The organism is Burkholderiales bacterium, from assembly GCA_015075645.1.
Classification (GTDB): Bacteria; Pseudomonadota; Gammaproteobacteria; order Burkholderiales; family Casimicrobiaceae; genus VBCG01.
Genome location: JABTUF010000005.1, coordinates 80,364 through 92,342 on the forward strand (window position 1 = coordinate 80,364; position 11,979 = coordinate 92,342).

Below are 11,979 nucleotides of genomic sequence, written 5' to 3' on the forward strand. Positions count from 1 at the left end.
AACGAACGGCGCGACGTATTCCGGCGTCGGGCCCGGACCTCCCCGCGGCGTTGACCGTCGGCGCCTCGCCGACGGTCGAACGGCGCGACGTATTCCGGCCGCCGCCATGCGGGTCCTGGCGTACGCCTCGACCCGCACGGCGGCGGTCCGGAATACGCCTACTTCTTCGTTTTCGCCCCCACCTGCTGGTCCCAGATGCGGAACGCGTCGACCTGCGCCTTCGGCGGCAGCGACTGGGTGTGCGGGAACTTGGCGATCCACTCCGCGTACTCGGGACGCCCGAACTCCTTGATCGCGTCCTGGGAGGCCTGCGGCGCCATCGACAGCGGCACGTTCTTCACCGCGGGTCCCGGATAGAAGTAGCCCTTGTCGTAGGTGAAGGCCTGCGCCTCCGGCGTCAGCATGAACGCGATCACGTCGAGCACCACGGCCATCTTGTCCGCCGGCACGCCCTTCGGGACGACCATGTAGTGCGCGTCGTTCACCCAGGTCATGTTCTGGAACGGCGCGACCTTGAAGTCCTTCGGCACGATGCCGAGCGCGCGCGGGTTGATGTCCCAGCCGGTCATCGTGATCGTCATGTCGCGCGAGCCTTCGCCCAGCTCCTTCATCACCGCGCCGGTGCCGGTCGGGTAGTACTCGATGCACTCGTTCAACTGCTTCAGGTACGCCCAGGTCTTGTCCCAGCCGTTGACCGGATCCTTCGGGTCCTTGTCGCCGAGCAGGTAGGGAAGGCCCATGATGAACGTGCGGCCCGGGCCGGAGTTCGCCGGGCGCGCGTAGATGAGCCGGTTCGGATTCGCCTTGCACCACGCGAGGAGTTCGGCGGGCGTCGTCGGCGGCTGCTTCACCTTCGCCGGGTTGTACTCGACGAGCGGGCCGGCGGGCATGAAGGTCACCGTGATGCCGCGGTCGGAGGCGAGCTTCTGCATCTGGGCGGCCGCCGGCAGATAGTTCTCCATCAGCTTCGGGAACTTCGCCGCGTGCTCCGGCAGGAGCTTCACGAGCAGGTCCTGCTCGACGCCGGCGGCCAGCACGTCGGTGCCGGTGAGCACGATGTCGATGTCGCTGCGGCCGGCGCCCTGCATGGCCTTGAGCTTGCCGGGGAGTTCGGGCGCCGGGGCCTTGGTGAACACGAACTTCGCGACCTTGCCGGGATTCTTCTTCGCGTACAGCTCGAACGCCTCCTGCGTGAGCGCGAGGTTTCCGGCGACATCGACCACGTTGATCGTATAGGGCGCCTGCGCGGCGGCGGTGCCTGCGCCGAACACGGCGACCGATGCCGCGGCGGCGATCGTGCCGATCGCGCGGCGGCGCGCGAGCTGGAACAGCGACGACGGGAACTTCATGGACTCCTCCTTCGGACGGGATCGGACGACGCGTGGGCAGCCGGAGCGCGCTGAAGCGGACCGGCGGGGAACCGCGACACGGCGGACGTGCGCAGAGTGTAATTCGATTCGCGCGCGATGGACCGGCGCGGTGGAGGCCGACGGGCGTTCATCGGTCCCGTCCGCGGCCGGATGCCCCGCCCGTCGTCCGGCGGTGCGGCTTGACGGATGCGGCGGCACGCATCGACGGGCGGGCGCTGCCCTGCGGCTCGAGGCTGCGCTGGAATTCCCGGGCCACGCGCGCGAGGTGACGGTGCATCGCGTCGCGTGCGCCGTCGCCGTCGCCGGCGGCGAGCGCCTCGACGATCGCCGCGTGGTCGACGATCGTGCGCGCCCGCAGTTCCGGCGTCTGGAAATGGCGCTCGATGCGCGTCCACAGTTCGCCGCGGCGCGCGTCCCAGAGATCGGCGACGACCTGCACCAGCGCGCTGTTCCGCGTCGCCTCGGCGATGCGGAGGTGAAAGGTCCGATCGGCGTCGTCGCCGCGGGCGAAGTCGCCGCCGGCGCCGCGCATCGTGTCGATCGTCGCCCGGAGCGCGGCGATGTCGCCGGACTTCATCGTGCGGGCCGCGGCGTGGGCGATCTCGCCTTCGATCAGGCTGCGCGCGGAGAGGAGGTCGAACGGACCCGGACCCGCGTCGGCGGTGCGCTCGGCGGCCGGCGCCCACGCGCGCACGAAGATGCCGTTGCCGACGCGGACCTCGACCCGGCCGGCGATCTCGAGCGAGATGATGGCCTCGCGCACCGAGGTGCGCGACACGCGCAGCGCGGTCGCGAGTTCGCGCTCCGCGGGGAGGCGCGATCCGGCCGCGTACTCGCCGGCGTCGATCAACGCGGCGATCTGGTCGGCGATGCGACGGTAGAGCCTCTGCGGCTCCACCACGGTCAGCGGCACGGTCGGACCCTCCGTCCGGAGCCCGGCAGGGGCTCCGGTGCGCCGGACCGGCTTCTTCCGCGTACGGCGGCGGTCCTCAAGGCGCGCGCGAACTCTAACGCCGCCGCGGTCCAGCGGTCAAGTGGTCCAACCACTACCTGGACCCGCGCCTACGGGGCGAGGAAATGCCCGGACCGGCCGCCGCGCTTCTCGAGCAACCGGACCGCCTCGATGCGCATCTCCCGATCGACCGCCTTGCACATGTCGTAGATGGTGAGGAGTCCGACCGCGGCACCGGTGAGCGCTTCCATTTCGACGCCGGTCGGGCCGGTCGTCTCGGCGGTGACCTCGATCTCCACGGCGGATGCCGCGTCGTCGAACCGGAAATCGACCGCCAGCCGCGAGAGCGGCAGCGGATGGCAGAGCGGGATCAGGTCCGAGGCGCGCTTCGCCGCGCCGATCGCGGCGATCCGCGCCACGCCGAGCACGTCGCCCTTGGCCGCGCCGCCGCCGCGCACCTTGTCGAGCGTCGCGCGCGCCATCGCGATTCGACCGGCCGCGCGCGCCACGCGACGGGTCGCGGGCTTCGCCCCCACGTCGACCATGTGCGCCTGCCCCGATCGATCGAAGTGGGTAAAATCCTCCGACGCGGGCGAACGCGGGGACGATGCGCGCGGGGTTCGCGGGGAGCTTCGCGGGGAGCTTCGCTTCGACACGGATGGGCGTTCGACCGGCCGCCCGCTGAACTCCTGCGGCCATTCGGCCATCATAGCAGCATGCCCCGGCCCCCCTACTCCCGCTTCTTGCCGGCAACGGCCGCGCGCGTCCTGTGCGCGGCGTTGTCGTTCGCGCTCGCGGCGCCGCCGGTCGCCGCCGCCGACCCGCCGGGCGTCTTCGGCGCCGCCCCGCCCGAATCGCCTGCGCCCGCGCGGCCCGACGCGACCTTTCCGCGCCGCAACGCGCCGCTGCCGGATCTCGGCGATTCCGCCACGGTCGGACTGTCGCCCGCGCAGGAGCGCAAGCTCGGCGAGACGGTGCTAAAGCAGATCCGCGCCTCGGGCGGCTACCTGAACGACCCCGAGGTCAACGACTACCTGAACGAACTCGGCGCGCGCCTGGTCGCCGCGCGCAACGATCCCCGCTACGAGTTCACGTTCTTCGCGGTGCCGGATTCGTCGATCAACGCCTTCGCGATTCCCGGCGGCTTCATCGGCGTCAACACCGGCCTGATCCTGCTCGCGCAAAACGAATCCGAACTCGCGAGCGTGCTCGCGCACGAGATCACGCACGTCACGCAGAACCACATGGCGCGTCTGATGGAGGCGCAGAAGAACAACGTCTGGATGTCGCTCGCCGCGCTCGCCGTCGCGATCATCGCTGCGCGCTCCGACTCGAAGTCGGGCAACGACGCGGCGAGCGCGGCGATCGCCTCCGCACAGGCGCTCTCGATGCAGAACGCCCTCAACTTCACGCGCGAGAACGAACAGGAGGCCGATCGCATCGGCTTCCAGCGCCTCGAACTCGCGGGCTTCGACGTGAACGCGGCCGGTACGGTGATGGAGCGGCTGCAGAAGGCCACGCGTTTCGCGGACGGCACGATGCCGTCCTACCTGCGCACCCACCCGGTCACCTACGAGCGCATCGCCGAGGCGCGCGCGCGCGCGGCGGGCGCCCCCTACCGCCAGGTCGCCGACTCGCTCGACTTCCAGATGGTGCGCGCGCTGCTGCGGAGCTACGCCGGTTCCCCCGGCGAGGCCGTCGCCTGGTTCGACAGCGCGATCGGGGAACGCAAGTACAACAGCGAGGTCGCCGCGCGCTACGGGCTCGTCGCCTCGCTGCTGCGCGACGGCAAGATCGCGCGGGCCGAGGACGCGCTCGCCGAACTCGAGAAGATCGCTCCGGCGCACCCGATGATCGAGGCCATGGCCGGGCACGTGCTGCTGGAGGCGGGCGAAGCCGATCGGGCGGTCGCGCGCTTCGAGTCCGCGCTCGCGCGCTACCCGAACAAGATGCAACTCGTCTACGACTATCCCGAGGCCCTGATCCGGGCCGGCAGGCCGCGGCAGGCCGCCGCGGTCGCGGAAGCGCAGTTGCAGCGCTTTCCTGCCGATGGTCCGTTGCACGAGATCGCCGCCAAGGCCTACGCCGCGACGAACCAGCCCGCGAAGCAGCACCGCCACCTGGGAGAGTACTACGCGTGGCTCGGCAACTACCCGCTGGCGATCGACCAGCTCGAGCTCGCGGCGAAATCGCCCGACGCGAACTTCTACGAGAGTTCGGTGGTCGAAACCCGCCTGCGCGCGCTCCGCAAGGAACAGGCCGACCAGCAGAAGGAAGGATTCGGTCGCACGGGTTGAATGCGGCGTGGATCGCCCGATCTCCTCCCATCTCCCGCTTCCGACGCCCGATGCTCTCCGCCGCACCTTCCCGCCGCCGCCCCTGGCAGAAGCCGTTCCTGCTCGCCCTCGCGGCCGCCGTCGCGATTGCCGCCGCCTGGGGCGGATGGTCGTGGTACGCGCGCGGCGCAGCGGCGCCCGCGTGGCGGCTCGCGAAGGTGGAGCGGGGCTCGATCGCGCAGGTGGTGTCGGCCTCCGGCACGCTGCAGGCGGTGACCACCGTCCAGGTCGGCTCGACGATCTCCGGCCAGATCAAGGAGATCCTCGTCGACTTCAACAGCGTGGTCCGCAAGGGCCAGTTGCTCGCGCGCATCGATCCGCAGTCCTACGAGCTTCGCGTGAGGCAGGCGGAAGCGGACCTCGAGGCGGCGCGCACCGCGTACCTGCAGCGTCAGAGCGACGCCCTGGCGATGCGCTCGCAGGCCGTACGCGCACGCATCGCGGCCGAGGACGCGAAGACCGACCTCGAACGCAAGGAGTCGCTCGTGGGCAAGGGTTTCATCTCGCCGGCCGAGCGCGACAAGGCGCGCTACACGGCGCGGGGCGCCGACGAAGCGGTCCGCACCGCCGAGGCGCAGGTGAAGTCGGCGGACGCGCAGGTCGCCAACGCGGCGGCGACGGCAAAGCAGCGCGAGGCGGCGCTCGCCTCGGCGCGGAACGACCTCGACAAGACCGAGATCACCGCCCCGGTCGACGGCGTGGTGATCTCGCGCCAGGTCGATGCCGGCCAGACGGTGGCCGCGAGCCTCAACACGCCGACGCTCTTCACGATCGCGCAGGACCTGCGCAAGATGCAGGTCGCCGTCGCGATCGACGAGACCGACATCGGCAAGATCCGTCCCGACCAGCGCGCGACCTTCAGCGTCGACGCCTGGCCCGGCCGCAGCTTCGACGGCCGGGTCGACCAGATCCGCAAGGCGGCGGCCACCGTGCAGAACGTCGTCACCTACACGGTGATCGTCGAGACGCCCAATCCCGACCTGCGACTCGTGCCCGGCATGACGGCGAACGTGCGCATCGTCACCGACAGCCGCGAGAACGTGCTCAAGGTCGCGAACGCCGCGCTGCGCTGGCGTCCTGCGGGCACGTCAGCGTCCCCGGAGGCGGCGGGTGCGGCGGGAGGCGCCCCGGGCGGCGACGCCGCGGCCCGCCGCCAGAAGCTCGTCGACGATTTGAAGCTCGACGCGGCGCAGGCGGCGCGCGTGGACGAGATCACCGCGGAGTCCCGCAGCCGCTTCGCCGAACTGCGCGACCTGAACGACGCCGACCGGCGCCAGCGCGGCGAACGCTTGCGCGCGGAGGTACGCCAGAAGATCTCCTCGATCCTCAACGCGGACCAGCAGAAGCGCTACGCGGAGATCGTCGCGGCCGAGACCGGCCGTGCGACCAGCGGCTCGGGGCGCGTGTACCGGCTCGTCGACGGCAAGCCCGCGGAGGTCGTCCTGCGCACCGGCCTCACCGACGGCAACGCGACCGAGGTCGTCTCGGGTCCGCTCGCCGAAGGCGACGAGGTCATCGTCGGCACGCAGTTGCCGAACGCGCCGGCCGCGAAGGCGTCGAGCGCGCCGCGGATGCCGTTCTAGCCGACGGCGGACCCGGCATGCGTTGCCGCATCGACCTTCGCCGTCCAGTTCTCCTCCCGCGCATTCGATGACCGACCTTCCGCCGCTGATTCGCACCCGGGACCTCGTCAAGGTCTACCGGATGGGCGAGACCGAGGTGCGCGCGCTCGCCGGCGTCTCGCTCGACATCGGACGAGGGGAGTTCGTCGCGGTGATGGGGCCTTCGGGCTCGGGCAAGTCGACGTTCATGAACGTCGTGGGCTGCCTCGACGTGCCGACCTCCGGCCGCTACGAACTCGACGGCGAGGACGTCGCGGAGCTCGACGCCGATGCGCTCGCCTCGATCCGCAACCGCAAGGTCGGCTTCGTGTTCCAGCAGTTCAACCTGCTGCCGCGCACTTCCGCGCTCGACAACGTCGAACTCCCTCTGCTCTACGCCGGCGTGCCGGCGGTCGAACGTCACGAGCGGGCGCGCCATCGACTCGCGCAGGTCGGGCTCGCGGACCGCGAGGACCACCATCCCGCGCAGCTCTCGGGCGGCCAGCAGCAGCGCGTCGCGATCGCCCGCGCGCTCGTGAACGACCCGAAGCTGATCCTCGCCGACGAGCCGACCGGGGCCCTCGATTCGGCGACGAGCCTCGAGGTGATGGCGCTGCTGCAGGCACTGAACCGCGAGGGCATCACGATCGTGCTGGTCACCCACGAACCCGACATCGCCGACCACGCCTCGCGGACCATCACGTTCCGCGACGGTCACGTGGTCGCCGACGCGCGCCATTCGCCGAAGTCGGCGCCGGCGGGGGCGCGAAGTTCCGGCACGGCGCGCGACGCCTGGCAACGCCCGCCGCCGTGAGCTTCCTCGCCACCCTCCGCATCGCGCTCGCCGCGTTGCGGGTCAACAAGCTCCGCAGCGCGCTGACGATGCTCGGCATCATCATCGGCGTCGGCGCGGTGATCGCGATGACCGCCATCGGCGCAGGCGCGCAGGCGCGCGTCGAGGACCAGATCAAGAGCCTGGGATCGAATCTCATCATCGTGCTGCCGGGCAACCTCACCTCGGGCGGCGTGCGGATGGGGTTCGGCTCCCAGCTCACGCTCTCCGAGGACGACGCGACCGCGCTGCCGCGGGAGATCGCCGAGATCGAGGTCGCGGCGCCGCAGCTTCGTGGCGCCGGGCAGGTCGTCTACGGCAACAGCAACTGGTCGACGCAGATCCTCGGCGTGACTTCGGACTACCTGATCGCGCGCGAATGGCCGCTCGTCTCGGGACGCGCGTTCACCGCGGCCGAACAGGACGGCGCCGCCAAGGTGGCGCTCCTCGGACAGACCGTGGCGCGCACGCTCTTCGGCGAATCCGACGCGGTCGGCGAGATCGTGCGCATCCGCAACGTGCCGCACGAGGTGATCGGCGTGCTCGACCGCAAGGGGCAGAGCATGATCGGGCAGGATCAGGACGACGTGGCGCTGATCCCGATCTCGACCGCCCGCAAGCGCGTCCTCGGCGGGCGGCAGGTGCACAACCGCAACGTGTCGTCGATCACCGTCAAGGTGCGCGCCGGCGCCGACGTCGGGCAGGCCGAGCAGCTGATGCGCGACCTCCTCCGCCAGCGCCACAAGCTGCAGGCGAACCAGGAGGACGACTTCTTCGTGCGCAACCTGTCCGAGGTCCTCGCGGCGCAGGAGGCGAGTTCGAAGGTGCTCGCGATCCTGCTCGCGGCGATCGCCTCGGTGTCGCTCGTGGTCGGCGGCATCGGCATCATGAACATCATGCTGGTGTCGGTGACCGAACGCACGCGCGAGATCGGGCTGCGCATGGCCGTCGGGGCGCGGGGCCGCGACATCCTGATGCAGTTCCTCGTCGAGGCGGTGACGCTCTCGCTGATCGGCGGCCTCGTCGGCATCGTGCTCGGGGCCATCGCGTCGGTCGCGGTCGGCGCGTTCGCCGGGTGGCGCACCGAACTCGGCGCGGGTTCGGTGCTGCTCGCGTTCGGCTTCGCCGCGGCGATCGGCGTGTTCTTCGGCTTCTACCCGGCACGCAAGGCCGCGCGGCTCGCGCCGATCGACGCGCTGCGGCACGAGTGACGCAGCAGGCCCGGGTTCAACCGGATACGCCGGCGGCGTCGAGCGCGCGCATCGCATCCGCGTCCAGCGCGAGCCGCGCCGCGCCCATCAGCTCCTCCAGCTGGGCGACCGAGGTCGCGCTCGCGATCGGCGCGGCGATGCCGGGCTTCGCCATCAGCCACGCCAGCGCGACCTGCGCCATCGTCGCGCCGCAGCGCGAGGACACCCGATCGAGTGCCGCGAGCACCGCCACGCCCCTGGCGTCGAGGTACTTCGCGATGCCCGGCCCGCGCGCGCTCTTGCGGAAGTCCGCCGGAGAGCGGTACTTGCCGGTGAGGAAGCCGGAGGCGAGCGCGTAGTAGGGAATCACGCCCAGACCCTCCTTCACGCAGAGTTCCTGAAGCGGCCCCTCGAACGCGTCGCGCACGACGAGGTTGTAGTGCGGCTGCAGCGTCTCGTAGCGCGGCAGATCGTGCGCGCGGCTCGCCGCCAGCGCGCCGGCCAGCCGACCCGCGTCGAGGTTCGACGCGCCGATCGCGCGCACCTTGCCCGCGCGCACCAGACGGTCGTAGGCCTCGAGCGTCTCGTCCTGCGGCGTGTCCGGGTCGTCCCAGTGCGACTGGTAGAGGTCGATGCGCTCGATGCGAAGCCGCCGCAGCGAAGCTTCCACTTCCGCGAGGATGTGTTCGCGCTTCAGGCACTTGTGGCCGAGGCCCGTGTCGGAACCGACCTTGGTCGCGATCAGCACGTCGTCGTGACGTCCGCGCTTCGCGATCCAGCGGCCGATCACGGCCTCCGACTCGCCGCCCGAGTGCCCGTCCACCCAGCGCGAATACGAGTTGGCCGTGTCGATCAGGTTGAAGCCGCCGGCGACGAAGGCATCGAGCACCGAATGCGACGTCGCCTCGTCGGCGGTCCAGCCGAACACGTTGCCGCCGAGCGCGAGCGGCGCGGCGAGGAGGCCGGAGCGGCCGAGGGGTCGTCGTTGCATGGCAGGGGAGCGTTCGCGTGAGGACGGATCGGCAGGATCATACCGCCCGCCATCGGACGTCCGGTCTAGGCCATCGGTCGTAGTCGCGGGCGGAGATCCGACGCGAAGTCGGCGCCGCAAGTCGCTGGCATCCCACGGCAATCCGCGCGCGCCACGGCACGCGACCCCTGTCAGGACTGACAGGTGCGTTGCGCGAGCCTTCGTCCTAAGGTGTCTCGCGTGGCCCGACCGGGGTCCCACCGAGGGAGACCGCCATGAAGCTCATCGTCGTCGACGACCACCCGCTGATCCTCGAGGCGCTCGCGCGCTACGTCGCGGAGGCCGAGCCGCGCTGGACGCTCTGGTGCGCGGCCTCGCGCGACGAAGCCACGCGCCTGCTCGCGGCGCATCCGGACTGCGACGCCCTGCTTCTCGACCTCGCGCTGCCGGGCACGCGGGGCCTCATGTACCTGGTCGAGCTGCGCCGCGACCATCCGCGCCTGCCGATCGTCGTGCTCTCCGCGACCCACGACCGCGCGACGATCGACGGCGCGCTGGCCGCGGGCGCGCGCGGCTACGTCGCGAAGCGCGCCGATGCCGCGGAAGTCGTCGCCGCCGTGAAGGCCGCGCTCGCCGGCAGGCGGCCGGTGGCCTGCGCGTCGGACCCGCGCGCGCAGCCGGCGCGCGAATGGCCGACGGGACTGTCCGTCGGATTCACCCAGCGCCAGTCCGACGTGCTGCGCCTGCTCGTGCAGGGCATGCCGAACAAGCGCATCTGCCGCGACCTCGCGCTCTCCGAAGGCACGGTCAAGGTCCATGTCTCGGCCATCCTGAAGGCCTTGAACGTCCACACGCGCACACAGGCGATCGTGGAGCTCGCGCGACGGGGTGTGGATGCCGGTTCGATTCGCGCGCTCTGAGCGTCCCGGTGGATGCGCCCGCCTCCGCGCTCGGGACGACCTCTCCGCTCGCCCGCGCGCGCGCCGACCAGGTCGCGACGCTCTATGCGGGTTGGCCACGGGCCACCGCCTCGATGCTGTTCGGCGCGGCGCTGTACTGCCTCGTGCTCGGCAGCGAAGCACCCGCGTCGCTGATGATCGCCTGGGTGGCGCTGATCGCGGCGAACCAGGCCTGGCGTGCGCTCCTCGTCCGGGCGTGGCTCGCGGCGCGGCCCGGACTCTCCGCCGCACGGCGCTGGGGACGCTACTGGTCGATGGGGTCGGCGGCCGCGGGCGCGCTGTGGGGCGCCGCCGCGGTGGCGATGTTTCCGCCCTCGCCACCGCACCAGGCATTGTCGATCGTGTGCCTGTTCGGCGTCGTGCTCGGCGGACTCAACCTCACGGCGGTGTACAAGCCGGCGTTCTACGGCTTCGTACTCCCGGCGCTGGTGCCGCTCGTCGTGCGCGTGGGCCTGGAGGGCGATCCGGTGCACCTGTCGACCGCGATCGTGATGTCGGTCGTGCTGGGCTTCGTCCTCGCGTTCGGCCACCGGCTGAACGACGTTCTCACCGACGCGCTCGCGACGCGGCACCGCAACACCGACCTCATCGCCGAACTCAAGGCCCGCACCCGCGCCGCGCTCGACGCCCGCGCCGCCGCGGAGAACGCCGATCGCGCGAAGAGCCAGTTGCTCGCGGCCGCGAGTCACGACCTGCGCCAGCCGCTGCATGCCCTCGGCCTCTTCGTCGCCGCACTCGCACGACGCACGCGCGACGCCGACCTCGCGCCGCTCGTCGCGAGCGTGAGCGCCGCCCTGGGCGCGCTCGAGGCGCAGTTCGCGCAACTGATCGACCTGTCGCGCCTGGAAGCCGGCGCGCTCGAGCCCACGCGCGAACGCGTGCCTCTCGCACCGCTCTTCGCCCGCGTCGGCGAGGAATTCGGCGTCGAAGCCGCGGCACGCGGCCTCGCACTGGTGGTCGCGCGCACGCGCCTCGCGGTCGAGTCCGACCCCGTGCTGCTCGAACGGATGCTGCGCAACCTGGTGTCGAACGCGCTTCGCTACACACGCGCCGGCGGCGTCGTGGTCGGCGCGCGCCGCAGGGGAGCGGAAGTCGCGATCGAGGTCGTCGACAGCGGTGTCGGCATCGCATCCGAACATCGCGACCGGATCTTCGACGAATTCTTCCAGGTGCCGGGGCGCGCGGACCGCCCGCATCCCGGAGGCATGGGTCTCGGGCTCGCCATCGTGCGGCGTTTCGCCGCCCTGCTCGGGCACCGCCTGGCGCTCGTCAGCCGCCCGGGGCACGGCTCGCGCTTCTCCATCGTCGCGCCGCGTGCCGCCGACGCGCCGCCGATGCGCGCGCGCGCGGGCCATCGTTCCGAGTCGCTCGCCGGCGCATGCATCGCCGTGATCGACGACGACCCCGCGGCGGTCGAGGGACTGCGCGCGCTCTTCTCGAGCTGGGGCGCGGACGTCGCGGGCGGCGCGCACGCGGACGACGTCCTCGCGGCGCTGGGCGAGGTCGAACGCTATCCGGACCTCATCATCGCCGACCTGCGCCTCGCCGGCGAGGCGAGCGGCCTCGCGGCGATCGAACGGTTGCGGCGCGAATTCGGCGAGCCGGTGCCCGCACTCGTGGTCAGCGGCGATCTGCGCGAAGTCGCGGCACGCGAGGTGCGGGAGGCCGGCCATCTGCTCCTGCCCAAGCCGGTCGTGCCGGCGTCGCTCGAGGCGGCGGCGTCGAATCTCGTCGCAGGACTCGCCGCGCGCTGAGCGGGGTCCCGAACG

The 11,979-nt window shown here is 71.6% G+C and carries 10 protein-coding genes; 6 read left to right on the top strand and 4 right to left on the bottom strand.

The annotated features are described in order from the left end of the window. Positions 1 to 158: 158 nt before the first annotated feature. The 3 genes from HS109_13645 to moaC all read right to left on the bottom strand — a co-directional run bounded on the left by HS109_13645 (position 159) and on the right by moaC (position 3,029). Positions 159 to 1,349 carry an extracellular solute-binding protein gene (locus tag HS109_13645; GenBank protein MBE7523412.1) on the bottom strand — a complete coding sequence of 397 codons (1,191 nt, stop codon included), beginning with the start codon at positions 1,347 to 1,349 and terminating at the stop codon, positions 159 to 161. Between the two features lie 148 nt (positions 1,350 to 1,497). Next, positions 1,498 to 2,283 (bottom strand): FadR family transcriptional regulator, encoded by a 786-nt coding sequence (locus HS109_13650; GenBank protein ID MBE7523413.1) that lies wholly within the window; start codon positions 2,281 to 2,283, stop codon positions 1,498 to 1,500. Positions 2,284 to 2,432: 149 nt separating this feature from the next. Then, entirely contained in the window at positions 2,433 to 3,029 is a 597-nt protein-coding gene (gene moaC, locus HS109_13655) for a cyclic pyranopterin monophosphate synthase MoaC (GenBank protein ID MBE7523414.1), read from the bottom strand. A 9-nt stretch (positions 3,030 to 3,038) separates the two neighbouring features. Here moaC and HS109_13660 point away from each other — a divergent pair, with 9 nt between their 5' ends. The 4 genes from HS109_13660 (at position 3,039) to HS109_13675 (ending at position 8,302) form a co-directional block, all read left to right on the top strand. Next, positions 3,039 to 4,619 carry a M48 family metallopeptidase gene (locus HS109_13660; GenBank protein ID MBE7523415.1) on the top strand — a complete coding sequence of 527 codons (1,581 nt, stop codon included), beginning with the start codon at positions 3,039 to 3,041 and terminating at the stop codon, positions 4,617 to 4,619. Positions 4,620 to 4,669: 50 nt separating this feature from the next. Beyond that, a complete protein-coding gene (locus HS109_13665; protein MBE7523416.1) occupies positions 4,670 to 6,241 on the top strand; it encodes an efflux RND transporter periplasmic adaptor subunit in 1,572 nt (523 codons plus the stop codon). Positions 6,242 to 6,326: 85 nt separating this feature from the next. Continuing rightward, the gene (locus tag HS109_13670) at positions 6,327 to 7,073 is read left to right on the top strand and encodes an ABC transporter ATP-binding protein (GenBank protein ID MBE7523417.1); all 747 of its coding nucleotides are present in this window, start codon (positions 6,327 to 6,329) and stop codon (positions 7,071 to 7,073) included. 68 nt (positions 7,074 to 7,141) lie between these two features. Then, complete coding sequence (locus HS109_13675; GenBank protein MBE7523418.1) at positions 7,142 to 8,302, top strand: ABC transporter permease; 1,161 nt, start codon at positions 7,142 to 7,144, stop codon at positions 8,300 to 8,302. 16 nt (positions 8,303 to 8,318) lie between these two features. Here HS109_13675 and HS109_13680 read toward each other — a convergent pair whose 3' ends face one another. Further along, entirely contained in the window at positions 8,319 to 9,272 is a 954-nt protein-coding gene (locus HS109_13680) for an aldo/keto reductase (protein ID MBE7523419.1), read from the bottom strand. Positions 9,273 to 9,526: 254 nt separating this feature from the next. Between HS109_13680 and HS109_13685 the strand changes: the two genes are divergently transcribed. Both HS109_13685 and HS109_13690 read left to right on the top strand, forming a co-directional pair. Beyond that, the gene (locus HS109_13685) at positions 9,527 to 10,171 is read left to right on the top strand and encodes a response regulator transcription factor (GenBank protein MBE7523420.1); all 645 of its coding nucleotides are present in this window, start codon (positions 9,527 to 9,529) and stop codon (positions 10,169 to 10,171) included. 8 nt (positions 10,172 to 10,179) lie between these two features. Then, positions 10,180 to 11,964 carry a hybrid sensor histidine kinase/response regulator gene (locus HS109_13690; protein MBE7523421.1) on the top strand — a complete coding sequence of 595 codons (1,785 nt, stop codon included), beginning with the start codon at positions 10,180 to 10,182 and terminating at the stop codon, positions 11,962 to 11,964. The last annotated feature ends 15 nt before the right edge of the window (positions 11,965 to 11,979 follow it).

Coding starts and splice junctions, on each gene's coding strand:
- HS109_13665 (MBE7523416.1), top strand. CDS start 4,670: ATGCTCTCCGCCGCACCTTCCCGCCGCCGCCCCTGGCAGAAGCCGTTC.
- moaC (MBE7523414.1), bottom strand. CDS start 3,029: ATGGCCGAATGGCCGCAGGAGTTCAGCGGGCGGCCGGTCGAACGCCCA.
- HS109_13685 (MBE7523420.1), top strand. CDS start 9,527: ATGAAGCTCATCGTCGTCGACGACCACCCGCTGATCCTCGAGGCGCTC.
- HS109_13660 (MBE7523415.1), top strand. CDS start 3,039: ATGCCCCGGCCCCCCTACTCCCGCTTCTTGCCGGCAACGGCCGCGCGC.
- HS109_13645 (MBE7523412.1), bottom strand. CDS start 1,349: ATGAAGTTCCCGTCGTCGCTGTTCCAGCTCGCGCGCCGCCGCGCGATC.
- HS109_13675 (MBE7523418.1), top strand. CDS start 7,142: ATGCTCGGCATCATCATCGGCGTCGGCGCGGTGATCGCGATGACCGCC.
- HS109_13680 (MBE7523419.1), bottom strand. CDS start 9,272: ATGCAACGACGACCCCTCGGCCGCTCCGGCCTCCTCGCCGCGCCGCTC.